This is a genomic window from Erwinia sp. Leaf53 (assembly GCF_001422605.1).
GTDB lineage: Bacteria > Pseudomonadota > Gammaproteobacteria > Enterobacterales > Enterobacteriaceae > Erwinia.
Genome location: NZ_LMLK01000008.1, coordinates 25,583 through 41,769 on the forward strand (window position 1 = coordinate 25,583; position 16,187 = coordinate 41,769).

Consider the following 16,187-nt stretch of genomic DNA (forward strand, 5'->3'; position numbering starts at 1 on the left):
CGTTGAAATAAAAGCGAGTGAAATAACGCTAACCTGATGCTGCTTCCTGCTACATCATTTAGGTAAAGATAATCTCCTGGAGTAAACATGAGCGATAAAATTATTCACCTGACAGATGACAGCTTCGTAACGCAAGTTCTGCAAGCTGAAGGCGTGACCCTGGTCGACTTCTGGGCCGAGTGGTGTGGCCCGTGCAAAATGATCGCGCCAATTCTTGATGAAGTGGCAGAAGAGTACGAAGGTAAACTGACCGTTACCAAGCTGAACATCGATGAGAACCCGGCCACTGCCCCTAAATACGGCATCCGCGGTATCCCAACCCTGCTGCTGTTCAAGAACGGCGAAGTGGCAGCCACCAAGGTGGGCGCACTGTCTAAAGGTCAGCTGAAAGAGTTCCTGAACGCGAACCTGGGCTAATCACACGATACCGGCGTCCTGCGCTGCGGATTTTTTTTCTGACCGCTGGACGCCCGGCTTTAGGCGTGCTAAGTTAAATTCACTGCACGACGAACTTACCTTGCTAGTTTGCATCTTTAGATTTTTTCCTTGTTGAACGCTGTATTCATCACAGTTTTACAGACATTCAGCAATCTGACGGTTAGTATCAACTGAATTCCGGCACTTTCCTTACCGTCTCCTCGTCTCAGATCTGCGTTATCCTGCATGCGATCATCGAGTGGACCCGGGAACAGACCGCCATTAAACAGGCATGGATCTCTAGCCATACCATTGACGACAAACAGTTCAAGTTTTACCCCGAGTTTAAGAACCCACCATTATGAATCTTACCGAATTAAAAAATACGCCGGTTTCTGACCTGATCACTCTCGGCGAAAATATGGGGCTGGAAAACCTGGCGCGCTTGCGCAAACAGGACATTATCTTCGCCATCCTCAAGCAACACGCGAAAAGTGGCGAAGACATCTTCGGCGACGGCGTACTCGAGATATTGCAGGATGGATTTGGTTTCCTCCGTTCTGGAGACAGCTCCTACCTCGCCGGTCCCGATGATATCTACGTTTCCCCTAGCCAAATCCGCCGCTTTAACCTCCGCACTGGTGACTCCATCTCTGGCAAGATTCGACCGCCAAAAGAGGGTGAGCGTTACTTTGCGCTGTTGAAAGTTAACGAAGTTAACTACGACAAGCCTGAAAATGCCCGTAACAAGATCCTGTTTGAGAACTTAACGCCGCTGCACGCTAACTCGCGTCTGCGTATGGAGCGCGGTAACGGTTCAACGGAAGATCTGACAGCTCGCGTGCTCGACCTGGCATCGCCAATTGGTCGCGGTCAGCGTGGTCTGATCGTGGCACCGCCTAAAGCCGGTAAAACCATGCTGCTGCAGAACATCGCGCAGAGCATTGCTTATAACCATCCTGACTGCGTGCTGATGGTGCTGCTGATTGACGAGCGTCCGGAAGAAGTGACCGAGATGCAGCGTCTGGTTAAAGGCGAAGTCATTGCTTCTACCTTTGATGAGCCAGCATCGCGCCACGTTCAGGTTGCTGAGATGGTGATCGAAAAGGCCAAGCGCCTGGTCGAGCACAAAAAAGACGTGATCATCCTGCTGGACTCCATCACCCGCCTGGCGCGTGCCTACAACACCGTGGTACCGGCCTCTGGCAAGGTACTTACCGGTGGTGTGGATGCCAACGCCCTGCACCGTCCGAAGCGTTTCTTCGGTGCGGCACGTAACGTGGAAGAGGGCGGTAGCCTGACCATTATCGCCACCGCGCTGGTTGATACCGGTTCGAAGATGGACGAAGTGATCTACGAAGAGTTCAAAGGTACCGGCAACATGGAACTGCACCTGGCGCGTAAAATCGCTGAGAAGCGTGTGTTCCCGGCTATCGACTACAACCGTTCTGGTACACGTAAAGAAGAGCTGCTTACCACCTCGGAAGAGCTGCAGAAGATGTGGATCCTGCGTAAAATCATCCACCCGATGGGTGAGATTGACGCAATGGAATTCCTCATCAACAAGCTGGCGATGACCAAAACCAACGATGACTTCTTCGACATGATGAAGCGTTCGTAACGGTCAACCGTCACAGCTGTGTTCTAAACTCGGGAAACGCCACGCATAGTCGTGGCGTTTTTCGTTTCTGCTCTATACGCTGTTTTACACGCGGGAGTGCACCTGCAAGTTCGTGCAAATTAACGTGTCTGATACGTTGCTTGTGCGGGGCCTGACCAATAAAATCTGAATTACACTAATGATTATGGCACCAAAATTGCTTATAACATTGCGCTAATTCTTAGCTGAGAGCTGGTTAATGTGAATTTACTCAATATGAGTACAGAACTTGCCCTGATTTTTTTATTTTCACTGGCGTTCCTGTTTTTTGCCCGCAAGGTGGCTATAAAAATCGGCCTGGTGGACAAGCCTAACTACCGCAAACGCCACCAGGGAACCATCCCGCTGGTCGGGGGTATTTCGGTATTTGCCGGCAGCTGTTTTGCCTGGCTGATGACCGACTTTTATGTCCCCCATTTTCTGCTGTATCTGGGCTGCGCCGCCGCGCTGGTGCTGGTCGGGGCGCTGGATGACCGCTTCGATATCAGCGTAAAAATTCGCGCGGTGGTTCAGGCCGGCGTGGCGGTGGTGATGATGGTCAAGGCGAAGCTGTATCTGCTCAGCCTTGGCTATATTTTCGGCCCCTGGGAGCTGATCGTCGGCCCGTTTGGCTACGTGCTGACCCTGTTTGCCGTCTGGGCGGCGATCAACGCGTTCAATATGGTCGATGGCATCGATGGACTGCTGGGCGGGTTGTCCTGCGTCACCTTCTTCGCGATGGGCATGATCCTGTTGTCCGACGGTCAGCTGAGCCTGGCAATGTGGTGCTTCACTATGATTGCGGCGATTTTGCCCTATATTTTACTGAACCTCGGCGTGTTCGGCCGCCACAACAAAGTGTTTATGGGCGATGCCGGCAGCACGCTGATTGGTTTCACCATTATCTGGATCCTGCTGGAGACCACCCAGGGAGAGAGCCACCCGATTACGCCGGTGACGGCGCTGTGGCTGATTGCCATTCCGCTGATGGACATGGTGGCGATCATGTACCGGCGTCTGAGTAAGGGTATGAGCCCGTTTTCTGCGGATCGCCAGCATATTCACCACCTGATTATGCGTGCCGGGTTCACCTCGCGTCAGGCTTTTGTGCTGATCACCCTCGCGGCCGCCGTGCTGGCGCTGGTGGGCGTGCTGGGTGAGTACCTGAGCTTCACTCCTGAATGGGTAATGCTGGTTCTGTTTTTACTGGCCTTTATGTTGTACGGCTACTGTATTAAACGTGCGTGGCGCGTGGCGCGGATGATTAAACGCCTGAAGCGTCGCCTGCGTAATAACGAGAACGACCGCTGACTTTTTGAACGATAATGTTCGACAACAAGGAAATGATGCATGACTTATCCTGACGCTGCAGATAACGAACTGGATATTCGGGGCCTGTGCTGCACGCTGTGGCGCGGTAAAGGGTGGATCGTCGGTGGTGGTGCGCTGTTCGCCCTGCTGGCGCTGGTCTGGTCGCTGCTGGTAACGCCACAGTGGAGCACGACGGCGATTACCGACCGCCCAACGGTCAATACCCTCGCCGGCTACTACTCACAGCAGCAGTTCCTTAATAATCTGGACCTGCGTAACGGTAATCCTAACGCCACGCTGCCGAACGTGATGGACGAAGCCTACCAGGAGTTTGTCATGCAGCTCTCCGCATGGGATACCCGGCGTGACTTCTGGCTGCAGTCTGCTTACTACAAACAGCGGCAGGTCGGCAAAGTGGCGGATGACGCGGTACTGCTGGATAAGCTGATTGCCAGTATTCAGTATCAGCCGGCGGACAGCCTCAAAAAAACCAATGACACCGTGAAACTGGTGGCAGAGACTTCGGCGGAAGCCAACACGCTGCTGCGTCAGTACGTGGCCTTTGCCAACGCCCGGGCTACCGCGCATCTGAATGATGCATTATCCGGGGCCTGGGCCGCACGCACCATCCAGCTAAAAGCGCAGATTAAGCGTCAGGAAGCGGTGGCGAAGGCGATTTACGATCGCCAGCTCAACAGCGTCCAGCAGGCGCTGAAAATCGCCCAGACCCAGGGGCTGGAGCAGGCCCATACCGCTACGCCGTCTGAGCAGCTGCCGGACTCTGAGCTCTACCTGCTGGGGCGGCCTATGCTGCAGGCGCGGCTGGAAAACCTGCGCGCCAGTGGCCCGGACTACGACCTCGAATACGATCAAAACCGTGCCATGCTGGCGACGCTGAACGTTGGGCCGACGCTGGTCTCCTCCTTTAAGGCCTGGCGCTACCTGCGCACGCCGGAAGAGCCGGTGACGCGTGACAGCCCGCGCCGTCTGCTGCTGATGATCATGTGGGGATCGGTAGGGGTGTTGATCGGTGCAGGTACGGCGCTGGTCAGACGGCGCCGTGGCTAAGGATGCCCGGCGAATGCAGTTCAACAATGGAACGACAGAGAGAGCAACGGTGAAAGTATTAACAGTTTTCGGCACACGCCCTGAAGCCATCAAGATGGCACCTCTGGTCCACGCGCTGGCTCAGGACGCTTCGATCGAATCACGCCTGTGCGTGACCGCCCAGCATCGTGAAATGCTCGATCAGGTGCTGCATCTGTTCTCTCTGGTACCGGATTACGACCTGAACATCATGCGGCCGGGCCAGGAACTGACTGAAATCACCAGCCGCATTCTTGAGGGGCTGAAAACGGTGTTTGCCGACTTTACTCCCGACGTGGTGCTGGTGCACGGCGATACCACCACCACGCTGGCCGCGAGCCTGGCGGCGTTTTATCACCGCATTCCGGTCGGTCACGTTGAAGCGGGACTGCGTACCGGCGACCTGTGGTCGCCGTGGCCGGAAGAGGCCAACCGCACGCTGACCGGGCACCTCGCCAGCTATCACTTTGCACCGACGCAGCGCTCACAACAGAACCTGCAGCGGGAGAACGTGCCGGCTTCGCGTATTTTCGTCACCGGCAACACGGTGATTGACGCGCTGTTCTGGGTGCGTGACCGGGTTCTGAGTGACGCCGCGCTGCACAACAGCATGGCGGCACGCTATCCGTTCCTTGATGCAGACAAGAAAATGCTGCTGGTGACCGGTCATCGTCGCGAAAGCTTCGGCGGCGGCTTTGAGCGCATCTGTAACGCGCTGGCGGAGATCGCCCGTCTGCACCCACAGCTGCAGATTGTCTACCCGGTACATCTCAATCCTAACGTCAGCGAACCGGTGAACCGCATCCTGCGCGGTATTGACAACATAGTACTGATCGAGCCGCAGGAGTATCTGCCCTTTGTCTGGCTGATGGACCGCGCCTGGCTGATCCTGACCGATTCCGGTGGTATCCAGGAAGAGGCACCGTCGCTGGGGAAACCGGTACTGGTGATGCGTGATACCACCGAGCGGCCGGAGGCACTCGACGCCGGTACGGTCAGACTGGTGGGGACCGACCAGCAAAAAATTGTCAGCGAAGTGACGCGACTGCTAAACGACAACGAGGCGTGGCAGACGATGAGCCATGCCCACAATCCGTACGGTGACGGACTGGCCTGCCAGCGCATCGTAGAAGTTCTGAAAAATAACCGGATAACATTATGAGTTTCAATACTATTTCAGTCATTGGCCTGGGATATATCGGCCTGCCGACCGCAGCGGCGTTTGCCTCCTGCCAGAAGCAGGTGATTGGCGTTGATATCAACGCCCACGCGGTGGAAACCATCAATCGCGGCGAAATCCATATCGTTGAGCCGGATCTGGATCGGGTGGTGAAAACGGCGGTAGAAGGCGGTTTCCTGCGCGCAACCACCGTGCCTGAACCTGCGGACGCCTTTCTGATTGCGGTACCGACGCCGTTTAAAGAGCAGCATCAGCCGGATATGGCCTGGGTTGAGGCCGCCGCGCGCTCGGTTGCCGCGGTACTGAAAGCCGGCGACCTGGTGATTCTGGAATCCACCTCGCCGGTCGGTGCCACCGAGCAGATGGCCGCCCTGCTGGCCGCTGAGCGACCCGATCTGACCTTCCCACAGCAGGTGGGTGAAACGGCAGATATCCGCATTGCCTACTGCCCGGAGCGGGTGCTGCCGGGCAAGGTAATGGTCGAGCTGGTTAAGAACGACCGGGTGATTGGCGGTATGAGCGCGGCCAGCTCGCAGCGCGCCTGCGACCTGTATAACCTGTTCCTCGAAGGGGAGTGCGTGGTGACCAATGCCCGCACCGCCGAAATGTGCAAGCTCACCGAGAACAGCTTCCGTGACGTCAATATCGCCTTTGCCAACGAGCTGTCGCTGATCTGCGCCGAGCAGCAGATCAACGTCTGGGAGCTGATCCGCCTGGCGAATCGCCATCCGCGCGTCAATATCCTGCAGCCCGGCCCCGGTGTCGGCGGCCACTGTATTGCGGTCGACCCGTGGTTTATCGTGGCGCAAAACCCGCAACAGGCGCAACTGATACGTACCGCCCGTGAGGTTAACGACGGCAAGCCGTACCGGGTGCTTGAACAGGTGCAAAAGCAGGTGGCAGAGTGCCTGCAGGCCAGCGACCGGCGCGCCAGCGAGCTGAAAATCGCCTGCTTCGGTCTGGCCTTTAAGCCGGATATCGACGACCTGCGTGAAAGCCCGGCGATGCAGGTGGCGGCGATGATTGCGGACTGGCATCAGGGCAGTACCCTGGTGGTAGAGCCGCATATTCAGCAGCTGCCCGCGCGCCTGGCGCAGAAGGCCACGCTGCTGTCGCTGGACGAGGCGCTGCAGCAGGCCGACGTGCTGGTGATGCTGGTCGATCACCGCCAGTTTAAGGCGGTGGCAGCAGAAACTGTCCGCCAGCCGTGGATTGTCGATACCAAAGGCGTCTGGCGATGATGCCGCTTATCACTCTGGAGGCAATCTGTGTTTGCCACGCTTAAACCACTGGCGTGGGAAAACGCCTTTTTTGATCATAACAGCGCGCTGCTTGAGCTGCAGGGGGAGACTCTGCTGCTGCCCGAGAGGCTGGATGACTACGATCTCGTCCAGGTGAAACTGCCGGCGCAGCAGAGCGCCGAACTGGATGCGGTAAACGCACTCGGCTTCCAGCTGGTGGAAGCCGAAGTGGACTGCGTGCTGGGCATTGCCGCTACCGGCCGCCCGGAGGGCGTCCGCATTGCCCGGCCGGAGCATATCCCCGCGCTGCGCCAGATGGCCGCGGAAGCCTTCTCCTTCAGCCGTTTTCGTACGCCGTGGTTTGCCGCCGGCGACAGCGGTCGCCTGTACGCCGAGTGGGCGGAGAAGGCGGTGCTGGGCACCTTCGACCACCAGTGCCTGCTGGCCGTGGATCAACAGGGCGCGATGCAGGGATTTGTCTCGCTGCGCGAGCTGGCCGACGGCTCGGCGCGGATTGGCCTGCTGGCGGTGCTGCCCGCGGCACAGGGGCTGGGGGTTGGCCAGCGGCTGATGGCGGCCGCCAGCGACTGGAGCCGCGCGCGGCGTCTGGAGCGGCTTCATGTTGCAACGCAGCTGGGCAACCTGGCCGCGCTACGGCTCTACCTTCGTTGCGGTGGCGTGATTGAACGCACCGCCTATTGGTTATACAGGAAAACATCATGATTACGTTTAATGCACCACCGGTGGTGGGAACCGAACTGGACTACCTGCAGTCAGCGATGGGCAGCGGCAAGCTGTGCGGCGACGGCGGCTTTACCCGCCGCTGCCAGCAGTGGATGGAGCAGCGCTTTCACTGCCGCAAGGTGCTGCTGACCCCCTCCTGCACCGCCTCGCTGGAGATGGCCGCGATCCTGATTGATATTCAGCCCGGCGATGAAGTGATTATGCCGAGTTACACCTTCGTCTCCACCGCCAACGCCTTTGTGCTGCGCGGCGCGACTATCGTCTTTGTCGACGTGCGTCCGGATACGCTGAATATTGATGAAACGCTGATTGAAGCAGCGATCACCGACAAAACCAAAGCCATCGTGCCGGTGCACTATGCGGGCGTGGCCTGCGAGATGGACACCATTATGGCGCTGGCGAAGCAACATCAGCTGTGGGTGGTGGAAGACGCCGCGCAGGGCGTGATGTCCACCTATAAGGGGCGTGCGTTAGGAACGATTGGCCATATCGGCTGCTTCAGCTTCCATGAAACCAAGAATTATACCGCCGGCGGCGAGGGCGGCGCGACGCTGATCAACGATCCGGCGCTGGTCGAGCGGGCGGAAATCGTCCGTGAAAAGGGGACCAACCGCAGCCAGTTCTTCCGCGGGCAGGTGGATAAGTACACCTGGCGCGATGTCGGATCCAGCTATCTGATGGCCGACCTGCAGGCGGCTTACCTGTGGGCACAGCTGGAGGCGGCAGAGCAGATCAACCAGCAGCGCCTGCGCCTGTGGCAGAACTACGCGGATGCGCTGCAGCCGATCGCCGCCAGCGGGCGGATTACGCTGGCGAATATTCCGGCCGACTGCGCGCACAACGCGCATATGTTCCACCTCAGGCTGCGCGACAGCGAGGACCGCGGCGCGCTGATTGCCTGGCTGAAAGAGGCGGAGATCCTGTCGGTGTTCCACTATATCCCGCTGCACAGCTCACCGGCGGGCCAGCGCTTTGGTCGTTTCCACGGCGAAGACCGCTTTACCACCGTTGAAAGCGAGCGACTGCTGCGGCTGCCGCTGTTTTACAACCTGACCGACAATAATCAGAAGACGGTGATCGGCTCTCTGCTGAGCTACTTCTCCTGATATGTCACTGGCAAAAGCTTCGGTGTGGACCGCCGCGTCCACGCTGGTAAAAATTGCCGCCGGACTGCTGGTGGTAAAAATGCTGGCGCTGGCCTTCGGGCCAGCCGGCGTCGGGCAGGCGGGGAACTTTCGTCAGCTGGTGACCGTGTTAGGCGTGCTGGCGGGCGCGGGGATTTTCAACGGCGTCACCAAATACGTTGCTGAGTACCAGCAGGACCCGGCGCAGCTGCGCGCGGTGACCGGCACCGCCTCGTCGATGGTGCTCGGCTTTTCGCTGCTGCTGGCGCTGGTTTTTCTGCTGTTTGCCGCGCCGGTTAGTCGCGCGCTGTTTGGCCACGAGGAGTACCAGCAGGTGATCCGCGCGGTGGCGTTCCTGCAGTTTGGCATCGCCTGGGCCAACCTGCTGCTGGCGATCGTCAAAGGCTTCCGCGACGCGGCGGGCAACGCCGCCGCGCTGATCGGCGGCAGCCTGATCGGCGTCGCCGGCTGGTTTGTCTGCTACCGGCTGGGCGGCTACAGCGGTGCGCTGATCGGGCTGGCGCTGGTGCCGGCGCTGCTGGTGATCCCGGCCATCATCGTGTTGTGGCGTCGCGGTCGCCTGCCCTTAGGCTACCTGCTGCCCGCCTGGCAGCCGGCGTTCGCCCGCCAGCTGGGCAAGTTCACTGTGATGGCGTTGATCACCTCGGTGACGCTGCCGGTGGCGTGGATGATGATGCGTAACCAGCTGGCGGCAAAGGCTGGCTGGGAACAGGTGGGGCTGTGGCAGGGGGTCAGCACCATTTCTGACGCCTATCTGCAGTTTATCACCGCCTCCTTTACCGTCTGGCTGCTGCCGACACTCTCCAGGCTGCAGCATAAAGAGGAGATTGCGCGCGAGGTCCTGAAAGCGCTGCGCTTCGTGTTACCTGCCGTAGCGGCGGTCAGCTTCTGCGTCTGGCTGCTGCGCGATGTGGCAATCTGGCTGCTGTTTTCCAGCCAGTTTACCGGCATGCGCGATCTGTTTGTCTGGCAGCTGGCCGGGGACGTGCTCAAGGTCGGCTGCTACGTGTTTGGCTATCTGGTGATTGCCAAAGCGTCACTGCGCTTCTATCTGCTGGCTGAAGTCAGCCAGTTTGTACTGTTGATGGGTTTTTCCCGCTGGCTTATCCCGCTGCACGGTGCAGCAGGCGCGGCTCAGGCGTATCTGGCGACCTACGTCGCTTATTTCGCACTTTGTGCTGGCATTTTTACACTTTACCGTAGACGCGTATGACCACAGTAATCCATCTCTTAGGCTCAGACATACCGCACCATAACCAGACGGTGCTGAGCTTTTTCAATCAGGTGCTGCATGATGCGGTACCGACGGCCGCCCCGCGCCCGTTCTGGGTGGTGAGCGCAGAGCCCGATCTGGCTTCGCGCTTCCCACAGCTGGCGGTTCGGGTGTTCGCCAGCAAGGGGGCGTTAGCTGCGGTGGCGATCGCTGAAGGCCGCCGGCAGCGCAGCACGCGCTTTTTCTGCCACGGCCAGTTTAACCCGCGCCTGTGGCTGGCATTGCTGTCCGGCCAGCTGAAACGCCGCCAGTTTTACTGGCATATCTGGGGAGCGGACCTGTACGAAGATGCCACCGCCCTCAAGTTCCGGCTGTTCTACCTGCTGCGGCGGCAGGCGCAAAAGCGCGTGGCGCAGGTGTTTGCCACCCGTGGTGACATCAGCCATTTTCAGCAGCGCTGCCCGCGCGTGCCGGCCTCGCTGCTCTATTTCCCCACCCGCCTGGCGCAGGATGTCCCGCTGAGTCAGTCCGCTGACGGCGCGCTGACCGTGCTGCTGGGCAACTCGGGTGACGCCAGCAACCGCCATATTCAGGCGCTGGAGGAGATCCACCGGCAGTTTGGCAGCGAGGTACAGGTGGTGGTGCCGATGGGTTATCCGTCGAATAATCAGGACTACATCGCCAGCGTGCGTCAGGCCGCGGGGGCGCTTTTTGCGCCGGGTCAGGTGCAGATCCTGACCGAAAAGCTGGCGTTTGCCGACTATATGGCGCTGATCGCCCGCTGCCAGCTGGGTTACTTCATCTTTGAACGTCAGCAGGGGATTGGCACCCTGTGTCTGCTGATGCAGGCGGGCGTGCCCTTTGTGCTCAACCGGCGTAATCCGTTCTGGCAGGACCTGACGGAACAGCAGGTGCCGGTGCTGTTCAGCGGCGATGCGCTGGATGCCGCCACGGTGGCCGAGGCGCGACGCCAGCTGACCCAGCTGGATTTAAAGCAGGTGGCATTTTTCGAGCCGGGTTATCTGGCAGGATGGCAGCAGGCGCTGCGGCAGGTGGAAGGGGAAGGCGCATGACGCTGTTACAGTTTGCCGGTCTGCTGCTGGTGTACCTGCTGTGTGGCGGTATGATCCTGACGCTGACCTGGCGCGAGTTTCGCCGGGTACGCTTCAATTTTAACGTGCTGTTCTCGATGCTGTTCCTGCTGACCTTCTTCTTCGGCTTCCCGTTTACCAGCGTGCTGGTGTTTGGCTTCGACGTTGAGGTGGTGCCGGCAGAGTATCTGCTGCAGGCGATGCTGGCCGCGGGGTGTTTTTACGCCATTTACTACGTAAGCTACAAAACCCGGCTGCGGGCGCGCAGCCATGTGCCCTCGCGCCCGGCTTTTACCATTAACCGCGTAGAGGCCCATCTGAGCTGGCTGCTGCTGGCGCTGGTGGCGCTGGGCACCGTTAGCGTGTTCTTTGCCCACAACGGTTTTCTGCTGTTTAAGCTGCACAGCTACAGCCAGATCTTCTCGGCGGAGGTCTCCGGCGTGGCGCTGAAGCGCTTCTTCTACTTCTTTATCCCGGCGATGCTGGTGGTCTACTTTATGAAGCAGGATTTCCGCCGCTGGCTGCTGTTCCTGGTCAGCACGGTGGCGTTCGGCTTCCTTACCTACGCCATCGTCGGCGGCACGCGCGCCAATATCATCATCGCGTTTGCGCTGTTCCTGTTTATCGGCATTATCCGCGGCTGGATAACCCTGTGGATGCTGGTCGTGGCCGGCGCGGGTGGCGTGGTCGGCATGTTCTGGCTGGCGCTGAAGCGCTATAACCTTGATGTTAACGGTTCGGAAGCCTTCTATACCTTCCTCTATCTGACGCGGGATACCTTCTCACCGTGGGAGAACCTCGGTCTGCTGCTGCAGAACTATGACCGCATCGACTTCCAGGGCCTGGCCCCGATCGTGCGTGACTTCTACGTGTTTATTCCCAGCTGGCTGTGGCACGGACGGCCGTCGCTGGTGCTGAACAGCGCTAACTACTTCACCTGGGAGGTGCTGGATAACCACTCCGGGCTGGCGATCTCGCCCACGCTGATTGGTTCGCTGGTGGTGATGGGCGGTGCGCTGTTTATCCCGCTTGGCGCGGTGGCGGTGGGGCTGATCGTTAAATGGTTTGACTGGCTGTATGAGAAGGGCCGCCGGGAACAGAACCGCTATAAGGCGGCGATCCTGCAAAGCTTCTGCTTTGGTGCCGTGTTCAATATGATCGTGCTGGCCCGTGAAGGGCTGGATGCCTTTGCCTCGCGGGTGGTGTTCTTCTGCGTGATTTTTGTCGCCTGCGTGGTGGTGGCTAAGCTGCTTTACTGGCTGTTTGACAGCGCCGGGCTGATACGCGCGCGGCGCGCGGGAACATCGCTGGCCGTGCGGGGTGGTCCCGCGCCCGGTGCGCTTTGATTATTGAGTTTTATTTGAAGGATTTGCCATGCATGCCTCTGAAGAAGTTCCGCAGTATCAGATTCGCGGGTTGTCGCTGGCCGGCTTCCGCGACAGGGCACAGTTTGTCGATTACCTGAACCAGGGTGGGGAGCTGAAGAGCGGTACGCTGGTGGCGATCAACGCCGAGAAGGTGCTGACGGCGGAGGAGAATACCGAGGTGTTTCAGCTGCTCGCGGCCGCCGAGTATAAATATGCCGACGGTATCAGCGTGGTGCGGTCGATCCGCAAGAAGTATCCGCAGGCGCAGGTATCGCGTATCGCCGGGGCCGATCTCTGGGAAGCACTGATGGAGCGCGCCGGGCGCGAGGGCACGCCGGTGTTTCTGATTGGCGGCAAGCCGGAGATTCTGGCGCAGACCGTCGATAAGCTGCGGCGGCAGTGGAACGTGAATATCGTCGGTGAACAGGATGGTTACTTCGCCCCGGCCGATCGCGACGCGCTGTTCGCCCGCATCAAGGCCAGCGGCGCACGGCTGGTGACGGTGGCGATGGGCTCACCGCGTCAGGAGATCCTGATGCGTGACTGCAAGGCGGCTAACCCTGATGCGCTCTATATGGGCGTGGGCGGTACCTATGATGTGTTTACCGGCCATGTGAAGCGGGCACCAAAGATTTGGCAAAATATGGGGCTGGAGTGGCTGTATCGCCTGCTTTCGCAGCCTTCACGTCTTGGCCGCCAGCTCAGGCTGCTGAAATACCTGAACTATCACTGGCGTGGCGAGCTTTAATTTTTACCTTTTGTCCGGCGGTAAGCCGCGTGGGAAGTGCTTTTTGTGCGCGATAAGCGTCTAAATTGCTGCGAGTTTAGACGAACTGCACAAAGCATAAGCAAACGCGGTTTTTTATTGAAAAAAGCACTGGACAGGTAAGGCTCCTGTCCGTAGTATGCACATCCGCAACGGCGCTACGCGCCCGTAGCTCAGCTGGATAGAGCGCTGCCCTCCGGAGGCAGAGGTCTCAGGTTCGAATCCTGTCGGGCGCGCCATTAAGTTTGTGCGCAAGAGCTGCGGTGGTAAGATATACCGCTTGTCAGGCAGTAAAAGTAGTATCTGGTAAAGTAGTGGTGGCTATAGCTCAGTTGGTAGAGCCCTGGATTGTGATTCCAGTTGTCGTGGGTTCGAGTCCCATTAGCCACCCCAGATTTTGTAGTATGTGATTTTGTAGAATGCGAAGGTGGCGGAATTGGTAGACGCGCTAGCTTCAGGTGTTAGTGTTCTTACGGACGTGAGGGTTCAAGTCCCTCTCTTCGCACCACAAAATCCAGATGTGAATAGCAGTGCCGTAGTATTCGGCGAGTAGCGCAGCTTGGTAGCGCAACTGGTTTGGGACCAGTGGGTCGGAGGTTCGAATCCTCTCTCGCCGACCAATTTTGAAAGCCCTGCAGTAGCGGGGTTTTTGCTTAAAGCCGTAAGGGATTTAAGCGCAGTAGTGCCGCAGTATTCGGCGAGTAGCGCAGCTTGGTAGCGCAACTGGTTTGGGACCAGTGGGTCGGAGGTTCGAATCCTCTCTCGCCGACCAATTTAAGAAACCTGTCTGAAAAGACAGGTTTTTTTTCGTCTGTAGAAAAGCTCATCCCGCTGTTCTCCCTCATAATGGGCTTCGTTGTTGCCTGTGTGCCTCTTTGGGGGCTCGTTGTCTGGGGGATCGAGAGCCTCGGGCCTGTCAGCGGGCGACCCTGCGCGGGTTACCCCGCTCCGGGCTCATCCCGCTGCCTTCCCTGATAGTTGGCCTGGTGGTTGCCTGCTGCTTCTTTAAGGGCGCGTTGGCTGGTTGATTGAGAGTGCCTGGCGGTCATGCGGTCGACCCTGCGCGGGTTACCCCGCTCCGGGCTCATCCCGCTGCCCTCCCTGATAGTGGCTTCGCAATTGCCTGGGTGTTCCTTCAGTCGTGATGGCGTTTTTTGTGGATTTGTCGCTGTCTGGCGACGTGTAATTTGTTGTATTTAGGACGTTTTACTTAACTATGCGTTGGGTGTCGCTGTTTTGCGACAGTTGGAGTGGGGTGTTGTTGGGGTTTAGCGACGTTTTGGGTTGGCCGGGGAGAGGATTCAGGCGTTTAAATTTCCTTAAAAATTAATCAGATGTAATTTAGGAATTTGTGAAGTTTCATTCTGGCATGTCCTGTGCAACAATTTAGAGGTAGATGCTCATTCCACCTCTTATGTTCGCTTCGGCCTCATAAACCCAGGAATGACGCAGAGCCACTTTAAGGTACCCGTTGTCCAGCCAGCCTGTATCGCTTACGCCTTACAGGAATACAGGGCACACCGTTGAGTCGGGTACCAATCGGTTGTCTGACCGACCTGATACTTATACCTGCCACTGTTGTGGCAGGTTTTTTTTTGGCTTAGCACTGCTTCACTGCTTTGCTCTCTTGCTCTCTTGCTCTCTTGCTCTCTTGCTCTCTTACTTCCTCGTTTACTCACTATCTGCTCTGATGTAGCGGTTCTTTGATGCGTGTCTGTCTGGCAGGGGGGGCAGTGCGAAAAAAACCGGGCTAAGCCCGGTTTGAAAGATGTTGCTGAGTGGCCAGAGGTGAGCCGTCAGGCGTTGTTTTTCAGCGTCAGCAGTAGCCCGTCGCGGCGCATCTGTGCGGCCTCTTCCGGCTTATGCTGGCGATCGAGGGTATCTGCCAGCCACGCGTAGTCGAAGGCATCCGGGCGCTGTTGCAGCGCGGCGCGGAACGCCTCGCTGGCCTGCTGCCATTCGCCGTGCTGCATCAGCAGTTGCCCCAGCGTGCTGTGCAGCAGCGGGGTGGCACCGTGCTGTTTGATCTGCTGGCGCAGCGCTTTCTCCAGCCGTTCCGGATTGCCGCCCTTCAGGCGCGGCATCAGCAGCACCAGACGTTCATCATACTGGCGTTTCAGGCCGTCGAGGACGATCTGCTGGGCGGTGTCATGATCGTCACAGACGATCAGGTGATCCGCCATCGCCACCTGCAGGGGGATCTCGTGGCGCGTTTTGCGGCTCTGCTGCTGCCACCAGCGCTTCAGGCCCTCGCTGCCCTGATCGGCCATTGCCTGGTTCATCAGGCCCAGCCAGGCCTGCTGCTGCAGCGCCAGGCGATGCGCTTCATCACCCAGCCTGATTTTCTCCATCGCCGGCAGAATATCCAGCAGCGCGCTCCAGGCCCCTGTTCTGATGTAGGCCTGTTCCGCCAGACGCAGCAGTTCAGGATGGCGCGGAGCGATCTCCAGCAGGCGGTCGATGCCGTGCCGTGCCGCGTGGTCTTCACCACGCGCCAGCTGGATGCGCACCCGGGTGATCTCGACCGGCAGCGGGTCGCCGTCGTTCAGTTCGGTGGCGCGGGCCAGGTGCTGGTCCGCGCGCTTCTCATCGCCGCGCTGCTGTGCGGCTTCGGCGGCCAGCAGGTAGTTGACCATCGGCTGGTCGGCATGATCGGCGTGGCGGGAGAGCAGCTTCTCAACCTGCTGATGGTCACCTTCGGCCAGCTTAACCAGCGCGGCGTGGGTTTGCCGACGCGCGCTGCGGCGCTTGCGACCGGTAAACCAGCCGCGGGTGCGTGCTCCGGTATGGAACAGGCGGCGCAGCAGCCATTCGACGCCGAGGATCACCAGCAGCGACAGGATCAGGACGATCGCCAGTCCGGTAACGCTGGTCTCAATGTTCCAACTGTCGGTCTGGATCAGTACGTAGCCCTGGTGGCCGGCAATCATCGGACCCAGCACCACGCCGGCGATCAGCAGCAGAAATAACAGGAGAACTTTTAACAT

Annotated in this window: 13 protein-coding genes and 5 tRNA genes; 17 read left to right on the top strand and 1 reads right to left on the bottom strand. The window is 58.8% G+C overall.

Translation table 11 applies throughout. The features are described from left to right. Window positions 1-87: 87 nt before the first annotated feature. From trxA to ASF13_RS08350, 17 genes are all read left to right on the top strand, one after another. A complete protein-coding gene (gene trxA / locus ASF13_RS08270) occupies window positions 88-417 on the top strand; it encodes a thioredoxin TrxA (protein ID WP_056234709.1) in 330 nt (109 codons plus the stop codon). A gap of 361 nt (window positions 418-778) precedes the next feature. Beyond that, entirely contained in the window at window positions 779-2,038 is a 1,260-nt protein-coding gene (gene rho / locus ASF13_RS08275; protein WP_056234711.1) for a transcription termination factor Rho, read from the top strand. 240 nt (window positions 2,039-2,278) lie between these two features. Continuing rightward, complete coding sequence (wecA, locus tag ASF13_RS08280; protein WP_056234714.1) at window positions 2,279-3,367, top strand: UDP-N-acetylglucosamine--undecaprenyl-phosphate N-acetylglucosaminephosphotransferase; 1,089 nt, start codon at window positions 2,279-2,281, stop codon at window positions 3,365-3,367. Between the two features lie 39 nt (window positions 3,368-3,406). Continuing rightward, on the top strand, window positions 3,407-4,435 hold the full coding sequence (wzzE, locus tag ASF13_RS08285; RefSeq protein WP_056234716.1) for an ECA polysaccharide chain length modulation protein: 1,029 nt from the start codon (window positions 3,407-3,409) through the stop codon (window positions 4,433-4,435). Between the two features lie 49 nt (window positions 4,436-4,484). After that, window positions 4,485-5,615, top strand: a complete 1,131-nt coding sequence (gene wecB / locus ASF13_RS08290; RefSeq protein ID WP_056234719.1) for a non-hydrolyzing UDP-N-acetylglucosamine 2-epimerase — start codon at window positions 4,485-4,487, stop codon at window positions 5,613-5,615. Further along, window positions 5,612-6,874, top strand: a complete 1,263-nt coding sequence (gene wecC / locus ASF13_RS08295; protein WP_056234722.1) for a UDP-N-acetyl-D-mannosamine dehydrogenase — start codon at window positions 5,612-5,614, stop codon at window positions 6,872-6,874. The genes wecB and wecC overlap by 4 nt, the downstream gene beginning before the upstream one ends. Window positions 6,875-6,901: 27 nt before the next feature. Continuing rightward, the gene (gene rffC, locus ASF13_RS08300) at window positions 6,902-7,597 is read left to right on the top strand and encodes a dTDP-4-amino-4,6-dideoxy-D-galactose acyltransferase (RefSeq protein ID WP_056234725.1); all 696 of its coding nucleotides are present in this window, start codon (window positions 6,902-6,904) and stop codon (window positions 7,595-7,597) included. Then, complete coding sequence (rffA, locus tag ASF13_RS08305; RefSeq protein WP_056234727.1) at window positions 7,594-8,724, top strand: dTDP-4-amino-4,6-dideoxygalactose transaminase; 1,131 nt, start codon at window positions 7,594-7,596, stop codon at window positions 8,722-8,724. The genes rffC and rffA overlap by 4 nt, the downstream gene beginning before the upstream one ends. A 1-nt stretch (window position 8,725) precedes the next feature. Next, complete coding sequence (gene wzxE / locus ASF13_RS08310; protein ID WP_056234730.1) at window positions 8,726-9,976, top strand: lipid III flippase WzxE; 1,251 nt, start codon at window positions 8,726-8,728, stop codon at window positions 9,974-9,976. Continuing rightward, the gene (locus tag ASF13_RS08315) at window positions 9,973-11,049 is read left to right on the top strand and encodes a TDP-N-acetylfucosamine:lipid II N-acetylfucosaminyltransferase (RefSeq protein WP_056234733.1); all 1,077 of its coding nucleotides are present in this window, start codon (window positions 9,973-9,975) and stop codon (window positions 11,047-11,049) included. The genes wzxE and ASF13_RS08315 overlap by 4 nt, the downstream gene beginning before the upstream one ends. Next, window positions 11,046-12,413, top strand: a complete 1,368-nt coding sequence (gene wzyE / locus ASF13_RS08320) for an ECA oligosaccharide polymerase (RefSeq protein WP_056234735.1) — start codon at window positions 11,046-11,048, stop codon at window positions 12,411-12,413. Before ASF13_RS08315 ends, wzyE begins: the two co-directional genes overlap by 4 nt. Before the next feature lie 28 nt (window positions 12,414-12,441). Continuing rightward, window positions 12,442-13,182 carry a lipopolysaccharide N-acetylmannosaminouronosyltransferase gene (gene wecG, locus ASF13_RS08325; RefSeq protein WP_056234737.1) on the top strand — a complete coding sequence of 247 codons (741 nt, stop codon included), beginning with the start codon at window positions 12,442-12,444 and terminating at the stop codon, window positions 13,180-13,182. 180 nt (window positions 13,183-13,362) lie between these two features. Continuing rightward, window positions 13,363-13,439 (top strand) — tRNA-Arg (locus ASF13_RS08330). 78 nt (window positions 13,440-13,517) lie between these two features. After that, window positions 13,518-13,593 (top strand) — tRNA-His (locus tag ASF13_RS08335). A gap of 28 nt (window positions 13,594-13,621) precedes the next feature. Further along, window positions 13,622-13,708 (top strand) — tRNA-Leu (locus tag ASF13_RS08340). A 35-nt stretch (window positions 13,709-13,743) separates the two neighbouring features. Beyond that, window positions 13,744-13,820: transfer RNA gene (locus ASF13_RS08345), tRNA-Pro, on the top strand. Window positions 13,821-13,895: 75 nt separating this feature from the next. Then, window positions 13,896-13,972 (top strand) — tRNA-Pro (locus ASF13_RS08350). Window positions 13,973-14,996: 1,024 nt separating this feature from the next. On the opposite strand, the gene hemY is transcribed toward ASF13_RS08350, so the two are convergent. After that, window positions 14,997-16,187, bottom strand: coding sequence for a protoheme IX biogenesis protein HemY (gene hemY / locus ASF13_RS08355; protein ID WP_056234740.1), 1,191 nt, complete (start codon window positions 16,185-16,187; stop codon window positions 14,997-14,999).